At 71.5% G+C, this 18,843-nt stretch carries 17 protein-coding genes; 5 read left to right on the forward strand and 12 right to left on the reverse strand.

All coding sequences use genetic code 11. From position 1 onward, the window contains the following. Positions 1-22 precede the first annotated feature (22 nt). Both ACU6P3_RS07095 and ACU6P3_RS07100 read left to right on the forward strand, forming a co-directional pair. Positions 23-832: an NAD-dependent epimerase/dehydratase family protein gene (locus ACU6P3_RS07095; protein ID WP_344273793.1), complete on the forward strand. Its 810-nt coding sequence runs from the start codon at positions 23-25 to the stop codon at positions 830-832. Positions 833-933: 101 nt separating this feature from the next. Then, positions 934-2,148 (forward strand): TerD family protein, encoded by a 1,215-nt coding sequence (locus ACU6P3_RS07100; protein ID WP_447196385.1) that lies wholly within the window; start codon positions 934-936, stop codon positions 2,146-2,148. 90 nt (positions 2,149-2,238) lie between these two features. On the opposite strand, the gene ACU6P3_RS07105 is transcribed toward ACU6P3_RS07100, so the two are convergent. The 4 genes from ACU6P3_RS07105 to dapD form a co-directional block, all read right to left on the reverse strand. Continuing rightward, positions 2,239-3,657 carry an alkaline phosphatase PhoX gene (locus tag ACU6P3_RS07105; RefSeq protein ID WP_447196386.1) on the reverse strand — a complete coding sequence of 473 codons (1,419 nt, stop codon included), beginning with the start codon at positions 3,655-3,657 and terminating at the stop codon, positions 2,239-2,241. Positions 3,658-3,958: 301 nt separating this feature from the next. Further along, positions 3,959-5,509: a hypothetical protein gene (locus tag ACU6P3_RS07110; RefSeq protein WP_447196387.1), complete on the reverse strand. Its 1,551-nt coding sequence runs from the start codon at positions 5,507-5,509 to the stop codon at positions 3,959-3,961. Between the two features lie 637 nt (positions 5,510-6,146). Beyond that, positions 6,147-6,845 carry an SMI1/KNR4 family protein gene (locus ACU6P3_RS07115; protein WP_447196388.1) on the reverse strand — a complete coding sequence of 233 codons (699 nt, stop codon included), beginning with the start codon at positions 6,843-6,845 and terminating at the stop codon, positions 6,147-6,149. A 471-nt stretch (positions 6,846-7,316) separates the two neighbouring features. Then, positions 7,317-8,324, reverse strand: coding sequence for a 2,3,4,5-tetrahydropyridine-2,6-dicarboxylate N-succinyltransferase (dapD, locus tag ACU6P3_RS07120; protein ID WP_447196389.1), 1,008 nt, complete (start codon positions 8,322-8,324; stop codon positions 7,317-7,319). A 122-nt stretch (positions 8,325-8,446) separates the two neighbouring features. On the opposite strand from dapD, the gene ACU6P3_RS07125 reads away from it, so the two are divergent. Next, the gene (locus ACU6P3_RS07125; protein ID WP_447196390.1) at positions 8,447-9,742 is read left to right on the forward strand and encodes a hypothetical protein; all 1,296 of its coding nucleotides are present in this window, start codon (positions 8,447-8,449) and stop codon (positions 9,740-9,742) included. A gap of 173 nt (positions 9,743-9,915) precedes the next feature. Here ACU6P3_RS07125 and ACU6P3_RS07130 read toward each other — a convergent pair whose 3' ends face one another. The 8 genes from ACU6P3_RS07130 to ACU6P3_RS07165 form a co-directional block, all read right to left on the reverse strand. Further along, complete coding sequence (locus ACU6P3_RS07130) at positions 9,916-10,254, reverse strand: metal-sulfur cluster assembly factor (protein ID WP_344273813.1); 339 nt, start codon at positions 10,252-10,254, stop codon at positions 9,916-9,918. Beyond that, the gene (gene sufU, locus ACU6P3_RS07135; RefSeq protein WP_447196391.1) at positions 10,251-10,733 is read right to left on the reverse strand and encodes a Fe-S cluster assembly sulfur transfer protein SufU; all 483 of its coding nucleotides are present in this window, start codon (positions 10,731-10,733) and stop codon (positions 10,251-10,253) included. Before sufU ends, ACU6P3_RS07130 begins: the two co-directional genes overlap by 4 nt. Before the next feature lie 150 nt (positions 10,734-10,883). Further along, entirely contained in the window at positions 10,884-12,158 is a 1,275-nt protein-coding gene (locus tag ACU6P3_RS07140) for a cysteine desulfurase (RefSeq protein WP_030753183.1), read from the reverse strand. Beyond that, positions 12,155-12,919 carry a Fe-S cluster assembly ATPase SufC gene (gene sufC, locus ACU6P3_RS07145; protein WP_030753180.1) on the reverse strand — a complete coding sequence of 255 codons (765 nt, stop codon included), beginning with the start codon at positions 12,917-12,919 and terminating at the stop codon, positions 12,155-12,157. Before sufC ends, ACU6P3_RS07140 begins: the two co-directional genes overlap by 4 nt. A gap of 7 nt (positions 12,920-12,926) precedes the next feature. Further along, positions 12,927-13,256 (reverse strand): bifunctional 3-phenylpropionate/cinnamic acid dioxygenase ferredoxin subunit, encoded by a 330-nt coding sequence (locus tag ACU6P3_RS07150; protein ID WP_030753176.1) that lies wholly within the window; start codon positions 13,254-13,256, stop codon positions 12,927-12,929. Continuing rightward, a complete protein-coding gene (sufD, locus tag ACU6P3_RS07155) occupies positions 13,253-14,434 on the reverse strand; it encodes a Fe-S cluster assembly protein SufD (protein WP_030753174.1) in 1,182 nt (393 codons plus the stop codon). Before sufD ends, ACU6P3_RS07150 begins: the two co-directional genes overlap by 4 nt. 235 nt (positions 14,435-14,669) lie before the next feature. After that, positions 14,670-16,091, reverse strand: coding sequence for a Fe-S cluster assembly protein SufB (gene sufB / locus ACU6P3_RS07160; RefSeq protein WP_344273827.1), 1,422 nt, complete (start codon positions 16,089-16,091; stop codon positions 14,670-14,672). After that, positions 16,088-16,831 (reverse strand): helix-turn-helix transcriptional regulator, encoded by a 744-nt coding sequence (locus ACU6P3_RS07165; RefSeq protein ID WP_352086183.1) that lies wholly within the window; start codon positions 16,829-16,831, stop codon positions 16,088-16,090. The genes sufB and ACU6P3_RS07165 overlap by 4 nt, the downstream gene beginning before the upstream one ends. 145 nt (positions 16,832-16,976) lie before the next feature. Between ACU6P3_RS07165 and ACU6P3_RS07170 the strand changes: the two genes are divergently transcribed. Further along, positions 16,977-17,996 carry an ABC transporter ATP-binding protein gene (locus ACU6P3_RS07170; protein ID WP_447196392.1) on the forward strand — a complete coding sequence of 340 codons (1,020 nt, stop codon included), beginning with the start codon at positions 16,977-16,979 and terminating at the stop codon, positions 17,994-17,996. Between the two features lie 104 nt (positions 17,997-18,100). Continuing rightward, the gene (locus tag ACU6P3_RS07175) at positions 18,101-18,817 is read left to right on the forward strand and encodes an ABC transporter permease (protein WP_447197794.1); all 717 of its coding nucleotides are present in this window, start codon (positions 18,101-18,103) and stop codon (positions 18,815-18,817) included. The last annotated feature ends 26 nt before the right edge of the window (positions 18,818-18,843 follow it).

Genomic DNA, 18,843 nt, shown 5'->3' on the forward strand with positions numbered 1-18,843 from the left:
CCGAGTCGAGGGGACCCCGCCCATGCCCGCACCCCGTACCGTCCTGCTCACCGGCGCCGCCGGCGGTGTCGGCACCCTGATGCGGGACCTGCTGCCCGCGTACGGTTACGAACTGCGGCTGTTCGACGTCGCGCCGGTCGACGGCGAACCGGACGCCATCACCGCCGATCTCGCGGACAAGGCGGCCCTGCGCGAAGCCGTCCGGGGCGTGGACGCGATCATCCACCTCGCGGGCATCTCACTCGAAGCCTCCTTCGACAAGATTCTGCGCGCCAACATCGAGGGCACGTACAACCTGTACGAGGCGGCGCGCGAAGAGGGCGTACGGCGTACCGTCTTCGCCTCCAGCAACCACGCGGTGGGCTTCACCCCCCGCCCCCAGGGCGACGATCCGCTGATCCCCGTCGACACGCCACGCCGCCCGGACACCTACTACGGGCTCTCCAAATGCTTCGGAGAGGACCTGGCCCAGCTCTACTGGGACCTGCACGGTCTGGAGACCGTGTCCGTACGGATCGGCTCGTGCTTCCCGGAGCCGACCACGGTCCGCATGCTCTCCGTCTGGATGAGCCCCGAGGACGGCGCCCGGCTCTTCCACGCCGCGCTGACCGCCGAGAACGTCGGCCACACCGTGGTGTACGGCTCCTCCGCCAACACCCGGCTGTGGTGGGACCTGTCGAGCGCGCGGGCGCTGGGCTACGAACCACGGGACGACTCCGAGGTCTACGCGGCGAAGCTCGTCGCGGAGCAGGGCGAGCTGGACCCCGGGAACCCGGAACACGCGCATCTGGGCGGCGCGTTCACCACGAACCCGCCGCGCTGGCCCCACTGACCGGACATGCCTCTTTTCCGGACAGAAGACCCGGAAAAGCAGACGGGCGAAAGAGGGAATGGTAAGGGAACGGCAAAGCCGACCCGTTCGTTACGCCTGGCATGACAGCTATGACCCCCGGCTCGAATCTCCCCCTGCCCACCGCCCAGGTGACGGTGGACGTCGCCGCACCCGTGCGGCTCGACGTGTCGGGCCTCCTGCTCACCGCCGACGGCAAGGTGCGCTCGGACGACGACTTCATCTTCTACAACCAGCCGAGCGGTCCCGGCGTCAGCCACCGCTCGGGCGGGGGTGCCTCGCCCGACGCGATCACGGTCGACACCGCCGCCGTCCCGGCCGCCATCGAGAAGATCGTCGTGACCGCGAGCCCGGACGCGGCGGGGCAGACCTTCCAGGGCATCGAGCCCACCGCCACCGTCCGCGACCCGGCGGGCGGCGCGATCGCCACGTTCACCCCGCCCGGCCTGGGCGCGGAGACCGCCCTGGTGATCGTGGAGATCTACCGGCGGAACGGGGCGTGGAAAGTCCGCGCGGTCGGCCAGGGGTACGCGAACGGGCTGGCGGGGATCGCCACGGACTTCGGCGTATCGGTCGAGGAGCCCGCACCGGCCCCGGCCCCTCCGGTGGCGGCCCCCGCACCGGCCGCGGCCCGGGCGCCCGGCATCACCGACCCGCGGACCTCCGTTCCCCCGGCGCCGCCCGCCGCGCCGCCCGCGCCGACGACCCCGCCCGGAGGCGGCAAGATCAATCTGGACAAGGGCCGGGTCAGCCTCCAGAAGAACCAGACGGTCTCCCTGGTCAAGGGCGGCCGTCCGCTGCTGTCCCAGGTCAAGATGGGCCTCGGCTGGGAGCCGGCGTTCCGTGGCAAGGACATCGACCTCGACGCCTCGGTGATCGCCTACGGGCCGAACCGCAACCACCTGGACAGCTGCTACTTCGGCAAGCTGTCCATCCTCAACGGAGCGATCAAGCACTCCGGTGACAACCTGACGGGCGAGGGCGCCGGCGACGACGAGGTGATCGTCGTGGACCTCGGCAGGCTGCCGGCCGAGGCGACCGGCCTCGTCTTCACGGTCAACTCCTTCTCGGGCCAGAAGTTCACCGAGGTCGCGAAGGCGTACTGCCGGCTGATCGACGCGGCCACGGGCGAGGAACTGGTGCGGTTCGACCTGACCGGCGCCGAGCCGCAGACCGGCGTGATGATGGCCAAACTGATCAAGCAGTTCTCGGGTGAGTGGGAGATGACGGGCATGGGCGAGTTCGTCAAGTCGCGTACGGTACGGGGCATGGTGAAGCCCGCGGGGAAGGCGCTATGACGTAGCGAGGGGCGGAGGCGGCGGGGCGGCAGGCGGCGGGGCGGCCGGGAACACAGCAGCTGTTCGACGGGAGCGGCCGCCCCGAGCGCGTCAGCCGTTCTTGTGCGCGCGCCGCCACGGTCCGGTGATGGCGACCATGATGCCCGGCTCCTGGATGTTCGCGTACAGCGTGCGGCCGTCGGGCGAGAAGACGACACCCGTGAACTCGCTGTCGTTGAGGTCGTTCCGGGCGATCGGGTACGTGCGGCCGCGCTCCGTCGCGCCGAACAGGTGCTGGAGCCCCTCACCGTCCTCCGCGATGACCAGTCCGCCGTACGGGGAGACCGTGATGTTGTCGGGGCCGTCGAAGGCCCCGTCCTTGTCCGGGGCGGGGTTGACGCCCAGCAGCACCTTGAGCGTCAGCGTGCGCCGCCTCGGGTTGTAGAACCACACCTGCCCGTCGTGCGGGGTCCCGGGGCTCTCGTCACGCGCGTAGGAGGAGACGATGTACGCGCCCCCGTCCGCCCACCACATGCCTTCGAGCTTTCTGGCCCGGGTGATGTTCTGGCCCTCGAACTGCTCCCGCACGGCGACGGTCCGCGCGTCCCGGTCGGGAACGTCCACCCAGTCCACGCCGTAGACGGTGCCGGTACGGGTGGCCCGCGAGAGGTCGTCCACGAACCGGCCGCCCGCGTCGTAGCAGCGGGGTGCCTGGAGGACGCCCGCGTCGGCGGCGAGGCGGCGCAGCTGCCGGCGGCCGTGCTTGAAGCCGTGCGGCGGAACCCAACGGTAGAAGAGCCCGTTGGGCTTCGAGTCGTCCTCGGTCAGATAGGCGTGACCGGTACGCGGGTCGATGACCACGGCCTCGTGGTCGAACCGCCCGAACGCCTTGACGGGCCGGGGGTCGCGGTTGGCCTCACGGTCGTAGGGGTCGACCTCGAAGACGTAGCCGTGGTCCTTGGTCATGCCGTTCTGGCCCGCCCGGTCGGAGTTCTCCTCACAGGTGAGCCAGGTGCCCCACGGAGTACGCCCGCCGGCGCAGTTGGTGGACGTGCCGGCGATGCCGACCCACTCGGCGGTACGCCCGTCCTGATGCGCCTCGACCACCGTGCAGCCACCGGCGGCGGCCGGATCGTAGACAAGCCCCTCGGTGAGCGGCACCGGGTGCTCCCAGTCGGCCCTCGGGCCTTTGAGCTCATGGTTGTTCACCAGGAACGTGACACCGCGCGGGCCTTCGAAGGTGGCCGTGCCGTCGTGGTTGGAGGGTGTGTACTCGCCGGAGTCCAGCTTGGTGACACCGCTGTGCGTCACGATCCGGTACGTGAAGCCGGCGGGCAGCGCGAGCACGCCGCGCGGATCGGGGACGAGCGGCCCGTAACCGGGCTCGGGCACGGACCCGCCGACGGCCTCGGGGGTGTCCTGGGCGGCGAGCGCGCCGGGGGCGGTGGCGAGGGCCCCGGCGGCGCCGGTGAGCACGAGGCCCGCGCCGGCGGCGGACCTTCCGGTGAATTCTCTGCGGGTCAGCGTCATGATGCACTCCACGGGGCAGGGACGGGGCGGCGTCGGGGCGCTCCCCGACGTGTCCCGGTGATGTTCCCGGCCGCGCCTGAACACCGGCTGAACGGTGTCCGAAAGGGAGCGACCGCGTTGCCGTGAGCATCTTGGAACAACCGGTGACGGCCCGGGCGGCGCTGTCGCCCCGCTGCCCCGCGCGAACTCGCCTCGCCCCGGCCCACGGGCCCACGTCGCCGGGCCGAACGGCAGCCGCGCCCGTCCCGCCTGTCTCCCTGTCCGCCGATCCCGCCGATCGCCGATCCCGCCGCGGACGGCGCTACGCGCGGGAGCGGGCCTTGAACGCGGCCTTCCGTGCCTCCTTGGCCGCGCCCCGGTCCCGCAGCAGCCGCCCCATCGCCTCCAACACCTCCGCCGTCGCCGGGTGCCCCACCCGCCACGCCGCGTCGAAGAAGCCGCCGTGCTGACCGACCAGCCCCTCGACCAGTTCCTGGAGCTCTTCCGGCTCCCCCTCCGCGTGGAGTTGCGCGGCGATCGTGTCGATGGCCAGCCAGAAGATCATCGACTCGGGTGGCGGCGGCACGTCCGTCGCGCCGAGTTCGGCGAGCCAGACCCGCGCCAGCCCGCCCAGCTCGCCGTCGTCCAGGACCTCCCGTACCGCCGTCTCGGCCTCCGGGCCGACGAGCGAGAGTGCCTGCTGGCAGTGGAGACGGCGCAGCGGTGCCCCCGGGTCGGTGCCGCGCGCGGCGGAGAGCAGGTCGCGCGCGGCCTCGGCGGGGGCCCGTCGGGCCAGCCACTGTTCCGTCTCGGCCCGCGCGGACAGCTCCGGGAAGTACGCGACACCGGCCAGCAGCGCGTGCGCGTCCTTCTCCGCGAGGTCACCGACGAGCGGCGCGTCCGCCCCGGCCTCCAGGAGCCGGGCCCGGATCCCGTAGAGCCCGAGGGGTGTCAGCCGGACCATGCCGTAGCGGGCGATGTCGTCCTCGTCCATCGCGGCCGGCGGGAGCGCCCCGGTGTCCCCCGCCCCGCCCGCGCCCCGCGCGGCGTCCGTGACCTCCGGGCCTCCGGCCCCGCCCGTGTACCCGTCCTCCTCCGCGTCCTCCGTCATCAGCGTCTCGTCCACCGGTACGTACGAGACCAGCCCGATGGACTCCAGCAGCCGGAACTGGTCGTCCAGCCGCATCATGGCCTCGGACACCTGCTCGAGCACATCGTCGGTGGGTTCGCCCATGTCGTCGGGCACGATCACGGACGCGGCGAGGACCGGCAGCGGTACGGGCACCTCGGCGCCGCCCCCGTCCGCCGCGGCGAGGAGGTAAAGGTTGCCGAGAACACCCTCCAGGAACTCCGCCTCCGCCTCCGGGTCCCAGTCCAGCGACGCGAAGTCGATCTCGCCGTCCTCGCCGATGGCGTCGGCCAGGTCGTCCAGGACCGGTGTGGCGGCGTCCGCGAGGGCCACGTCCAGGGCCTCCGACCACAGCGCCAGGACGTCCTGCGGGGATCCACCGCTGACCACCGGGAGCTGCTCTCCGGGCGTGACCCGGCCCTGGTGGTCCTCGTCCGCCCCGTCCGGCGCCTCCGCCGACTCCTCGACCTCGACGAGTCCCGTGTCCACGGCCACCCGCCACGCCTCGCTGGCGTACGCCTCGCCCTCGCCCTCCGCCCGCTCGTCGTCGAAGCCCAGCGCTTCCGCCGCCGCGGGCAGTTGTTCGTCGGCCAACTCGCCGCCCACGCCCACCCGGGTCCCCGGCCCGGCCCAGCGGGCGAGGCGCACGGCTCGGGCGAGCAGCGGCGCGGCGAGCGCGTCCCGCGCCAGCTCCGCGTCCGAGGGCAGTCGCACCGGCGGCAGGGTGGGGCCGTCTGCTGTCATCGGGGAAGTCTCCTTGCGGTCACGAGGTCGAGACGGCCTCCAAGCCTAGACGTATCGGACCTGTTCCACCGGGTTCATGTACCCGACAACGCGTGTGCCCGCCCCGCCCGCTGTCCCGGCCTCGCCCTCGATGTCCACCACCACGGCGCGGCCCGGCGCCGGCCGATCGTTTCCGGCCTCCCCGTCCCCGGCCGGCCGTACCCCACGGCGGTACAACTCGTACGAACGCGCCCCGAAGCGCCCGGCACCTCGGCGGCGGTCTCCGTCACGCGCGCGTCCCGAAAGGTGCGGAGGAAGTCCTGTCACCGGGCGCGGGCGAGGGCCTCGACGGCGGACGGCTGCCGCTCAGGGTGCCGACACGCCAGGTGCTGGCCGTGACGGCACCCCGCCGGAGCGGGTGACCTCGGGGAGAGCGGTGAGCCGTGCGGGCATGGTGGGGCTTCATCGTGGCGCACCCCCGCGGTGCGCCCTCGTTCACCATGCTCGGAAAACACGTGCGGTCGAGGTCAACACGCCAAGTCATGGCCCTCGTCGAGCTCCCGGCCCCCATACACCGGGCGGGCGATCCGCACGCGGAGTCCGTGACGCGCCACGTCACGTCGCCCGGCACCGGCCGGCAGCGCCCGCCTCACCACCGTCATACGACGATGTCGAACCAGGGCCTTCGCGCGGTAGCCCAGTGCGCCACCCAGCCCGCGAAGCCCACCTCCGCCGCGGCCCGGCCGAAGGACGCCCCGAACGGCGCGGCCCCCACGTCGCTGATGTTCCATATCCGGCCGCGCTGCGGACCGGTGACCACCAGCTGCCAGTACATACCGCAGCCGTCCGTGCCCAGCACCACGCTGCCGTAGTTGTAGACCGCGTCGATGAGCGGCTCTATCTCCTCGTACGGCCGGGGGTCGTCCTCCCACACCCATGCCTCGGTCAGCGGGAACGCCTCCGACAGGTCCCGCTGGCTCGGCGCGCAGCCCCAGTCGGCCGGCAGCGCGGCCAGGGGTATCAGCCCGTCGATGTCGGGCGGCCCGTCACCGCACCCGTCGCAGATCTCCGCCACCATCGTGCGGTACGGCTCGGGCAGGACGATGCCCTGCTCGCGCTCGTACGCACGGACCGCGTCCCAGCCCAGCGGCGGCAGACTGCGATCCGCGGGGAAGGCCGCCCGCAGCGCGTCCAGCTCCTCGGGATCGGCCACGTCCTGACCGGCCCGGCGGCCACTGCCCACCGCGTTCTGCCGGGCCCACTCGCCGAGGTCCGTCACCCCTCGCCGTGCCGATTCACCGGCCTCGCGCACCTCACCCCCGTGTGCCTCGCCCCTGTCGGCGTTTTCGGTGCTCATGTTCTCCATGCCCTTCATGCCCTCCATTGGACCAGTCCGCACTGACAGTCCGTACCGGCGATCCGCACGCACAGTCCGCGTTCGCCTCCCGTGCCCGCGGTCCGTACGCGCGGTGCGCACCGGCAGTCCGGCCACGACTACCCCGAGCTGCCTCCGGCACGCTGTCCTCAGACGCCCCGTCGTCCACCGGTGGCAGATCGGGTCATGGGTGCATCCTGCCGCATGACGAACGAGTGGCCGATCACTGTTCGGTGCCGAAATATGAATGGCTGATATACGAGTGGTCGATGGGTTGTCGGTGCACACAAAACCCAACGCCGCCGCTCAAGAAGGCGCAGTTACGGGCTCTTCCGGCCATCGATGCCGAGCACCGAGGGAAGGGACATGGGCGTCCCCTCCCCGGTACGGCGCGCGGCCGTGACCGGGGTCCTCGCCTCCGGTCACGGCCGCGCGACACCGACCGTCCAACGGTCAGTTGTGGCTGTGCAGCACCTCGTTGAGACCGCCCCAGACCGCGTTGTTCGGACGGGCCTCGACGACGCCCGTGACCGAGTTGCGGCGGAAGAGGATGTTGTCCGCGCCCGACAGTTCCCGTGCCTTGACGATCTGTCCGTCCGGCAGTGTGACGCGCGTGCCGGCGGTGACGTACAGGCCCGCCTCGACCACACACTCGTCGCCCAGGGCGATACCGACCCCCGCCTCCGCGCCGATGAGGCAGCGCTCGCCGATGACGATCCGCTCCTTGCCGCCGCCCGACAGGGTCCCCATGGTGGACGCGCCACCGCCGATGTCGGTGCCGTCGCCGATGACGACACCCGCGGAGATCCGTCCCTCGACCATCGAGGTGCCGAGGGTGCCCGCGTTGTAGTTGACGAAGCCCTCGTGCATCACGGTGGTTCCGGCGGCGAGGTGCGCGCCGAGGCGTACCCGGTCGGCGTCGGCGATCCGGACGCCCTTGGGGGCCACGTAGTCGGTCATCCGCGGGAACTTGTCGACCGATGTCACCTGGAGGTGCAGTCCCTCGGCGCGCGCGTTGAGCCGTACGGTCTCCAGCGCGTCGACGGCGACCGGACCCAGCGAGGTCCAGGCCACGTTGGCGAGCAGGCCGAAGATGCCGTCCAGGTTCTGCCCGTGGGGAGCGACCAGGCGGTGGCTGAGCAGGTGCAGGCGCAGGTAGATGTCGTGCGCGTCCAGGGGCTTGTCGTCCAGCGAGGCGACGACCGTACGGACGGCGACGACCTCGACCCCGCGGCGCGTGTCGGGACCGACGGCCTTGCCCGCGCCCGCGCCGAGCAGTTCCGCGGCGCGCTCGGCGGTCAGCCGCTCGGTGCCGGCCGGGCCGGGCTCGGCGACGAGTTCGGGCGCGGGGAACCAGGTGTCGAGGACGGTGCCGTCCTCGGTGACGGTGGCGAGGCCGGTGGCGACGGCGCCGGTGGCACGGGGCGGGAGGGATGAACGCGGAGAAGACGTGTCGGTCATGCTCCGAACTTAACGTTCCTGGTGGCGCCCGGGCGAACCGGTCTCAGGTGACGAGCGCGCGCCGTGCCGTACCGGCTACTCTGCTCCGTTCGAACAGAACAACGGCTGAACGGAGCGGATCGGTGACACAGGGAACGGGGCCGGGCGGCGGACCGTACGGAGGCGCTCCCCCAGGGGGCGGCGGCTCCTACGGAAGCGGCCCTCATGGCGGCGGCCCGCACGGTGGCGGCCCGCACGGCGGCGGCCCGCACGGCGGCGGCCCGCACGGCGGCGGCCCGCACGGCGGCGGCCCGCACGGCGGCGGCCCGCACGGCGGCGGCCCGCACGGCGGCGGCCCGCACGGCGGCGGCCCGCACGGCGGCGGCCCGTACGGCGGCGGCCCGTACGGCTGGGGCGGCTGGCCCCCGCCGCCGCCCAAGCCCGGCGTCATACCCCTCGGCCCGCTCGGCCTGAGCGACATACTCACCGGCGCCTTCGCCACTTTCGGCCGCTACTGGAAGCAGTTGTTCGGTGTCACGGTGGTCGTGTACGCCGTCGCCGCCCTGGTGGTCGCCGCGGCGGCGGGGCTCGCCTACGCCGTGGCCGGCGACGACCTGCGCCACCTCTTCGACCTGCCGTCGGGCCAGGACCCGGACTGGGACGACCTGCGGCCCCTGGTGATCCCCTTCGCCGGTCTGTGCGCCTTCGCCGTGCTGGTGCTGCTCGCCGCGACGGCGATGGTCCAGGCCGTCTGCCCGGCGATAGCCCAGGAGGCCGTGCTCGGCCGCCGCACGACCTTCGGCGCGGTCTGGCGTCGCGCCCTCGCACGCGTCCCGGCCGTGCTCGGCACCGTCGTCCTGATCGGACTGATCGGCCTCCTCCCGGTGGCCCTGCTCCTGCTAGGCATCGGCGCCACCGTGCTCACCTACGCCGTCGCCGAGGCGCGGTGGGCGGGCTGGCTGATGGCGCTCGGGTTCCTGGGCGCGCTGGCCGCGGCCCCGGTGGCCACCTGGCTCTGGATCCGCTACAGCCTGGCCTCGACGGTCGCGGTGACCGAGACCCAGGGCGCCACCGCGTCGCTGCGTCGCTCGGCGGCGCTGGTGCGCGGCGCCTGGTGGCGGATCTTCGGCATCTGCCTGCTGGTCTACCTGATGGCGGGCTTCGCCGGGATGGTCATCCGGCAGTTGCTCACCCTGCTGGGCCTGCTTCCCGGCATGTTCACGGCAGGCGACATCGGCCCGGAGGCGAGTCCCGGCGCGATCGCCCTGGGCATCGGTGGTTATCTGCTCCTGGCTCTGATCGGTCAGCTGGTCAGCCAGGTCATCACCACGACCTTCCCCCAGCTCGTGCTGGCCCTGCTCTACGTGGACCAGCGCATACGCAAGGAGAACCTGGCGCCCGCCCTCGTCGAGGCGGCCTCCGCGCCGGCGCCCTCGTAGGCCGCGCGGACACGGCGAAGGGCCCGACGGCGGGGGACCTCGAGGTCCCCGGCCGTCGGGCCCTTCGCCACGCGTACCGATGGGCCGCCCGTGACGCGGACGGACACGCGTCGCCAGGACGCCGGCCCGGGCGTTGACTCAGCCGTCGAGTCGGACGCCGGCCCGGACCGCGGTCAGACGTTGAAGCCCAGCGCCCGCAGCTGCTCGCGCCCGTCGTCCGTGATCTTGTCCGGCCCCCACGGCGGCATCCAGACCCAGTTGATCTTGAGCTCGTTGACGATCCCGTCCGTCGCCGCCTTCGCCTGGTCCTCGATCACATCGGTCAGCGGACACGCCGCCGACGTCAGGGTCATGTCCAGCGTCGCCGTGTTCGAGTCGTCGATGTGGATGCCGTAGATCAGCCCCAGGTTGACGACATCGATACCCAGCTCGGGGTCGACGACGTCGTACAGCGCCTCCCGGACCTCGTCCTCCGAGGCGGGCTTCATGGTGGCGGTCTCGTTCTCGCTCATGCCGTCTCCTTCGTCACGCTCTCGTCCGTGGCCGGGTTGCCGCCCAGCGCCTGCGCCGTCGCGTCCTTCCACGCCATCCAGCTCAGCAGGGCGCATTTGACGCGGGCGGGGTACTTCGAGACGCCGGCGAACGCGACCGCGTCCTCCAGCACCTCCTCCATCGTGTCGTCCGGCTCGATCTGGCCCTTGGACTGCATCAGCTCCAGGAAGGTGTCCTGGATCCGCCGCGCCTCGGCCACCTCCTTGCCGACGAGCAGGTCGTTGAGCACGGACGCGCTGGCCTGGCTGATCGAACAGCCCTGGCTCTCGTACGAGACGTCCGCGATCCGCGTCCCCTCGTACCGCACGCGCAGTGTGATCTCGTCGCCACACGTCGGATTGACGTGGTGCACCTCGGCGTCGCCGTCCCGCAGACCACGCCCGTGCGGGTGCTTGTAGTGGTCCAGGATGACGTCCTGGTACATCGAATCCAGCTTCACGGACAGCCTCTCAAGTCGTCTTCCCGGTCCTCGTCCGAGTCTCGTCGTCCGGTTGCTCGCCCCCGGCTCCCGCCGGCCCGGGCTCCCCGGGCGGCCGGCACTCCCGGTCGCCCGAGGCCCCGGACCGCCCGGAAACCGCCGGAGGGGTCCTCATCCGAAGAAGTTACGGACGTGCTCCAGGCCCTCGACCAGGGCATCGACCTCGGCCGGAGTGGAGTACAGATAGAAAGACGCCCGCGTCGTCGCGGGAATTCCGTACCGCAGGCAGACCGGCCGCGCGCAGTGGTGGCCGACCCGGACCGCGATGCCCTGCTCGTCCAGTACCTGCCCCACGTCGTGCGGATGGATGTCGCCGAGCGTGAAGGAGATCGTCGCCCCCCGGTCCTCGGCCGTCTCCGGGCCGATGATCCGCAGGTCGGGGACCTCCAGCAGGCGCTTCACCGCGTACTCGGTGATCGCGTGCTCATGCGCGGCGATCCTCTCCATGCCGATCGCGGACAGGTAGTCCACGGCCGCCCCGAGGCCGACGGCCTGGGCGATCGGGGGCGTGCCCGCCTCGAACTTGTGCGGCGCCGGCGCGTAGGTCGAGGAGTGCATCGAGACCGTCTCGATCATCTCGCCACCGCCCAGGAACGGCGGCAGGTCCTCCAGCAGCTCCTGCCGGCCCCACAGCACGCCGATCCCGGTCGGACCGACCATCTTGTGGCCGGTGAAGGCGACGAAGTCCGCCTGGAGCGCCTGCACGTCCAGGACCTGGTGCGGCGCGGCCTGCGAGGCGTCGATGCAGACCAGCGCGCCGACCTCCTGCGCCCGGCGGACGATCGTCTCGACCGGGTTCTGCGTGCCCAGGATGTTGGAGACCAGCACAAAGGAGACGATCTTGGTCTTCTCGGTGATGATCTCGTCGATGTTGGACAGATCGAGCCGGCCGTCGTCGGTGATGCCGAACCACTTCAGCTTCGCGCCCGTGCGCTGCGCGAGCAGCTGCCACGGCACGATGTTGGAGTGGTGCTCCATCTCCGTGGTGACGATCTCGGTCTCGTGGTCCACCCGGTACGGCTCGTCGGCCCAGCCGAGCATGTTGGCCACGAGGTTGAGCGACTCCGAGGCGTTCTTGGTGAAGATCACCTCGTCGCGGCTCGGCGCGTTGATGAACGCGGCGACCTTGTCACGCGCGCCTTCGTACAGCGCCGTGGCCTCCTCGGCGATCGTGTAGACGCCGCGATGGACGTTCGCGTTGTGCTGCTCGTAGTACTCGCTCAGTGCGTCGAGTACCTGGCGCGGCTTCTGCGAGGTCGCTGCGGAGTCCAGGTACACGAGCTTCTTGCCGTCGTGGATCACCCGGTCGAGGATCGGGAAATCCTTCCGGATCGCCTCGTCCAGCAGGCGGCCCGGAGCGGTCGGAAGGCCCGGCAGCTGTGTCACGCGGTAACGCCACCCTTCACGTATGCCTCGTAGCCCTCGTTCTCCAGCTTGTCCGCGAGCTCGGCGCCGCCGGACTCGGCGATGCGGCCCTGCGCGAAGACGTGCACGAAGTCGGGCTTGATGTAGCGGAGGATCCTGGTGTAGTGCGTGATCAGCAGCGTGCCGACCTCGCCGGTCTCCCGGACGCGGTTGACGCCCTCGGAGACGACCCGCAGCGCGTCCACGTCGAGGCCGGAGTCGGTCTCGTCCAGGATCGCGATCTTCGGCTTGAGCAGTTCGAGCTGGAGGATCTCGTGGCGCTTCTTCTCACCGCCGGAGAAGCCCTCGTTGACGTTCCGCTCGGCGAAGGCGGGGTCCATGTGGAGGCGCTCCATGGTCTCCCGGACCTCCTTCACCCAGGTCCGCAGCTTGGGCGCCTCGCCGCGGATCGCGGTGGCGGAGGAGCGCAGGAAGTTGGAGACGGAGACGCCGGGGACCTCGACGGGGTACTGCATCGCGAGGAACACACCCGCGCGGGCGCGCTCGTCGACGGTCATCTCCAGGACGTCCTCGCCGTCCAGGGTCACGGTGCCGCCGGTGATCGTGTACTTGGGGTGGCCCGCGAGGGAGTACGCGAGGGTCGACTTGCCGGAGCCGTTGGGGCCCATGATGGCGTGCGTCTCGCCCTGCTTGACGGTGAGGTCGACGCCCTTCAGGATCTCGCGGGAGGCGTTGTCGGCCTCGACGGAAACGTGCAGGTCGTGGATTTCAAGCGTTGCCATGGGTGACTCAGGACTCCTGGGTGACGGAGACGAGCACATCGTCCCCTTCGATCTTTACGGGGTATACGGGGACGGGGCGCGTCGCGGGCAGACCGGACGGCTTGCCGGTACGGAGGTCGAAGCTGGAACCGTGCAGCCAGCATTCGATCATGCAGTCCTCGACCTCGCCCTCCGAGAGCGAGACGTTGGCGTGCGAGCAGATGTCGTTGATCGCGAACACCTCGCCCTCGGTGCGCACGACGGAGACGGGCGTGCCGTCGATCTCCACCCGCTTCGGGGTGCCCTCCTCCAGCTCGTCCAGCCCACAGACGCGGACGAAGGTCGTCGGGGGGGTCACGACACGGTCTCCAGCTCTGCCTCGATCTTCTCCAGCAGGCGCTCCTCGACGTCCGGGAGCCCGATCTGCTGGACCAGCTCGGCGAAGAAGCCGCGGACGACCAGCCTGCGGGCCTCGGCCTCGGGGATGCCGCGCGCCATCAGGTAGAAGAGCTGCTCGTCGTCGAACCTGCCGGTGGCCGAGGCGTGCCCGGCGCCGGCGATCTCGCCGGTCTCGATCTCCAGGTTCGGTACGGAGTCGACCCGGGCGCCGTCCGTGAGGACCAGGTTGCGGTTCATCTCGTAGGTGTCCGTGCCCTCGGCGGCGGCGCGGATCAGGACGTCGCCGATCCATACGGCGTGCGCGTCCGTGCCCTGGAGAGCGCCCTTGTAGGCGGCGTTGGACTTGCAGTGCGGCGTGTTGTGGTCGACGAGGAGCCGGTGCTCCTGGTGCTGGCCCTCGTCGGTGAAGTAGAGGCCGAGCAGCTCCGCCTCACCGCCGGTGCCCGCGTACTCGACCCGGGGGTGCAGCCGGACGAGGTCACCGCCGAAGGTGACGACGATCGACTTGAACGAGGCGTCGCGGCCGATCAGCGCGTTGTGCTGGGCCACGTGGACGGCCTTGGCGTCCCAGTCCTGGACGGAGACGACGGTCAGCTTGGCGCCGTCCCCGAGCAGGTAGTCGACGTTGGCCGCGAGCACGCCGTCGCCGGAGTGGTCCATGACGACGACCGCCTCGGCGAAGGCACCGAGCTCGATGACCTGGTGGCCGTAGGCCGTACCGCCCTGGCCCCGGACGGCGATCCGGATCGGCTCGGCGAGCACCGCCTCCTTGGGCACGGAGACGACGGATGCCTTCTCGAAGGAGGAGTACGCCTGTGCGACGACCCGGTCCACCGGGACACCGGCCTTGCCGATCCGCGCGTCGTCACGGCCGACGGTCTCGACGGTGACGCCGTCGGGGGCGGTCACCTCGACGGTGACGGCGCCGTCCGCGGCGACCGCGCTGCCGTCGTGCAGCCCGCGCAGCCGCTCCAGCGGCGTGAACCGCCACTCCTCCTCCCGGCCGTGCGGCACGGGGAAGTCCGCCACGTCGTAGGACGGGGGTGCGCTCATGCGCGTGGCGACGGTCGACTCGGCGGCCACCGCGATCGAACCGGTGGTGGTGGAGCCCACCGGAATGTTCTGAGCCTCAGCCATGGCTGTCGTCGTGCTCTCTCTCTGCCTCTGCGTAAGGAATGGGTCGCTGCTTGGGTCGCCGCCGCGGCCGGCGGCCTACGGGGACTACGGGGAGGCCGCCGCCGGGGGCCGGGGGCGCGGGCGCCCGGGAACGAGGCCGGTTCGGCGCTCCGGTTCGCCGGGCCGGTACGGAGCCCGCCGAACGGGACCGGAACCGGCCGCGGCGGGCCGGACCGTCCCCGGCTCGGCCCGGCCGCTAGCCGACGGCGCCTTCCATCTGCAGTTCGATCAGCCGGTTGAGTTCCAGCGCGTACTCCATGGGCAGCTCCTTGGCGATCGGCTCGACGAAGCCGCGCACGATCATCGCCATCGCCTCGAACTCGGAGAGACCGCGGCTCATCAGGTAGAAGAGCTGGTCCTCGGAGACCTTGGAGACGGTCGCCTCGTGGCCCATGGACACGTCGTCCTCGCGGACGTCCACGTACGGGTAGGTGTCGGAGCGCGAGATGGTGTCCACCAGCAGCGCGTCGCACAGCACGTTCGACTTGGAGCCCTCGGCGCCCTCGCCGATCTCGATCAGGCCCCGGTACGACGTACGGCCGCCACCGCGCGCCACCGACTTGGAAACGATGTTCGAGGAGGTGTGCGGGGCCATGTGGACCATCTTGGCGCCGGCGTCCTGGTGCTGGCCCTCGCCCGCGAAGGCGATGGACAGGGTCTCGCCCTTGGCGTGCTCGCCCATCAGGTAGACGGCCGGGTACTTCATGGTGACCTTGGAGCCGATGTTGCCGTCGACCCACTCCATGGTCGCGCCCTCGTAGGCCACGGCCCGCTTGGTGACCAGGTTGTAGACGTTGTTCGACCAGTTCTGGATGGTCGTGTAACGGCAGCGGGCACCCTTCTTGACGATGATCTCGACCACGGCGCTGTGCAGCGAGTCCGAGGTGTAGATCGGGGCGGTGCAGCCCTCCACGTAGTGGACGTAGGCGTCCTCGTCCACGATGATCAGCGTCCGCTCGAACTGGCCCATGTTCTCCGTGTTGATACGGAAGTAGGCCTGGAGCGGGATGTCGACGTGCACGCCCTTCGGCACGTAGATGAACGAGCCGCCCGACCACACGGCCGTGTTCAGCGACGCGAACTTGTTGTCACCGACCGGGATGACCGTGCCGAAGTACTCCTTGAACAGCTCGGGGTGCTCCCGGAGCGCGGTGTCGGTGTCCAGGAAGATGACGCCCTGCTGCTCCAGGTCCTCACGGATCTGGTGGTACACGACCTCGGACTCGTACTGGGCCGCGACACCGGCGACGAGGCGCTGCTTCTCCGCCTCGGGGATGCCGAGCTTGTCGTACGTGTTCTTGATGTCCTCGGGCAGGTCCTCCCAGCTGGCGGCCTGCTGCTCGGTGGACCGGACGAAGTACTTGATGTTGTCGAAGTCGATGCCCGACAGGTCGGAGCCCCAGTTGGGGAGCGGCTTCTTGTCGAACAGGCGCAGGCCCTTGAGCCGCAGCTTCAGCATCCACTCCGGCTCGTTCTTCTTCCCCGAGATGTCGCGGACGACTTCCTCGGAGAGGCCTCGCTTGGCTTCGGCACCCGCGGCGTCGGGGTCGGCCCAGCCGAATTCGTACTTACCCAGGCCCTCGAGCTCGGGGTGAGCGGTCTCCGTGGGGAGCGTCATGCGGGGTTCCTCCCGGCTGTGCTGTCGGATGCGTGATGAGTGGTCGGTGCGGTGGCGCGGGGGATGAACGTCGTGCAGACCCCGTCACCGTGGGCGATGGTGGCGAGACGCTGCACATGGGTCCCGAGCAGCTGGGAGAAGAACTCCGTCTCCGCCTCGCACAGCTGGGGGAACTGCTCGGCGACGTGCGCGACCGGGCAGTGGTGCTGGCAGAGCTGCTCGCCCAGCCGGTTCGGCGCGTCCCGGGCCGTAGCAGCGTACCCGTCGGTGCTCAGCGCCTTGGCCAGCGCCTCTGTACGTTTGTCCGGGTCGGCGGCGTCGACCGCCGACCGGTAGGCCGCCGCCTGCGCGGCGATGCGGGCGCGGGCGAAGGCGGCCACCGCGGCCTCGCCCTGGGCCCCGCCGCCCGCGGTCCGCGCGATCCAGCGCAGGGCGTCGGCGGCGAGCTGGTCGTAGGACTGGTCGAAGGCGTCCCGCCCGCAGTCGGTCAGCGCGAACACCTTGGCGGGCCGGCCGCGCCCCCGCGAGCCGTACACCCGCTTCTCGCGCGGCTCCACCACGGAGTCGGCGGCCAGCGCGTCCAGGTGGCGGCGGACTGCCGCCTGGGTGAGTCCGAGCCGGCCCGCCAGCTCCGAGACGGTCGACGGGCCGTGGTCCAGGATGGAGCGCGCGACCCGGTTGCGCGTGGAGCGCTCACCGGTCGCGAGTTCCTCCTGCGAAGCCTCGCCCACGTATTTCACAACGCCATTGTTGCGTAATTCGTTCGGAAGTGACAACCACGGTATGCAGCCACCAGGGGTGCGCTTAATCACTTAGGGTCACCTAACTGGAGGGCTGTCCGGCCCCACGGCCGGGGTCCCCGCCCGCCCTGCCTAGACTTCCGGCATGCACAGCGTCTTCCCGGGTGACTCCCTGCCCGACGGCCGGTCCGGCAGCGGGCCCGCCCCCGGCCGGACCGGTCCGGCGCCCGCCGCGGAGGCGGCCGGAACACCCGTCGTGGAGGTCCGCGGCCTGGTCAAACGGTACGGCGCGAAGACCGCCGTGGACGGCCTCGACCTGGTGGTGCGCGCCGGTACCGTGACCGCCGTCCTCGGCCCCAACGGCGCCGGCAAGACGACCACGGTGGAGACCTGCGAGGGGTACCGCAGGCCCGACGCCGGCACGGTCCGCGTCCTCGGCCTCGATCCCGTCGCCGACGCCGCCCGGCTCCGCCCCAGGATCGGCGTGATGCTCCAGTCCGGTGGCGTGTACTCCGGCGCGCGCGCCGATGAGATGTTGCGCCACATGGCCCGGCTGCACGCCCACCCGCTCGATGTGGACGCGCTGATCGAACGGCTCGGCCTCGGCGACTGCGGACGTACGGCCTACCGGCGGCTCTCCGGCGGGCAGCAGCAGCGGCTCGCCCTGGCGATGGCCGTCGTCGGCCGCCCCGAGCTGGTCTTCCTGGACGAACCGACCGCCGGTCTCGACCCGCAGGCCCGCCGCGCCACCTGGGAGCTGGTCCGCCGGCTGCGCACCGACGGCGTCGGCGTGGTACTGACCACGCACTTCATGGACGAGGCCGAGGAACTGGCCGACGACGTGGTGATCATCGACGCGGGCCGGGTCATCGCCCAGGACAGCCCGGAGCGGCTGTGCCGGGGCGGCGCGGAGAACACCCTGCGCTTCACCGGCCGCCCGGGGCTCGACCTGGGCTCGCTGCTCAAGGCGCTCCCCGACGGCTCCGAGGCCGCCGAACTGCCGGGCGCGGTCTACCGGGTCACCGGCACGGTGGGCCCGCAGCTGCTGGCCACGGTGGCCTCCTGGTGCGCCCAGCACGGGGTGATGCCGGACACGATCTCCGTCGAGCGGCGCACGCTGGAGGACGTCTTCCTCGAACTGACCGGCAAGGAGCTGCGTTCATGAGTACGGACACGGGCGCGATCGCGGGCGGCGGTACGGGCGTGGACAGCTCGGACGCGGGCGCCGGTGCGTATGCCCCGGCGCCCGGCGCGGCCCCGCTGCTCCGGATGATCGGAGCGCAGACGGCGTTCGAGACGAAACTGCTGCTGCGCAACGGCGAACAGCTACTGCTGACCGTGATCATCCCGTCGCTGCTGCTGGTGCTGTTCTCGACGGTCGACGTCGTCGACACCGGTTCGGGTGAAGCGGTGGACTTCCTCGCCCCCGGCGTCCTGGCGCTGGCCGTGATGTCCACGGCGTTCACCGGCCAGGCCATCGCGACCGGCTTCGAGCGGCGGTACGGCGTGCTCAAGCGGCTCGCCGCCTCGCCGCTGCCGCGCTGGGCCCTGATGACGGCCAAGACGCTCTCCGTCCTGGCCACGGAGGTGCTCCAGGTCGTCCTGCTGACCGTGATCGCCCTCGGGCTCGGCTGGTCTCCGGGCGGCAACCCGCTCGCCGTCCTGCTCCTGCTGGTCCTCGGCACGGCGGCGTTCTCCGGGCTCGGCCTGCTGATGGCGGGCACGCTCCGCGCGGAGGCCACACTGGCGGCCGCCAATCTGGTCTTCCTGCTGCTGCTGGTGGGCGGCGGGGTGATCGTTCCGCTGGACAAGTTCCCCGACGCGGCGGGCTCGGTACTCGGACTGCTGCCCATCTCCGCGCTCTCCGGCGGGCTGCGGGACGTCCTCCAGTCCGGCGCCGGAACGCCCTGGGCGGACCTCGGCGTCCTCGCCGCATGGGCCTTGCTGGGCCTCGGCGCGGCGGCCCGGTTCTTCCGCTGGGAGTGACGTCCGGGCAGGGACGTCGGCGCAGG

The sequence above is a fragment of the Streptomyces hebeiensis genome (assembly GCF_052983195.1).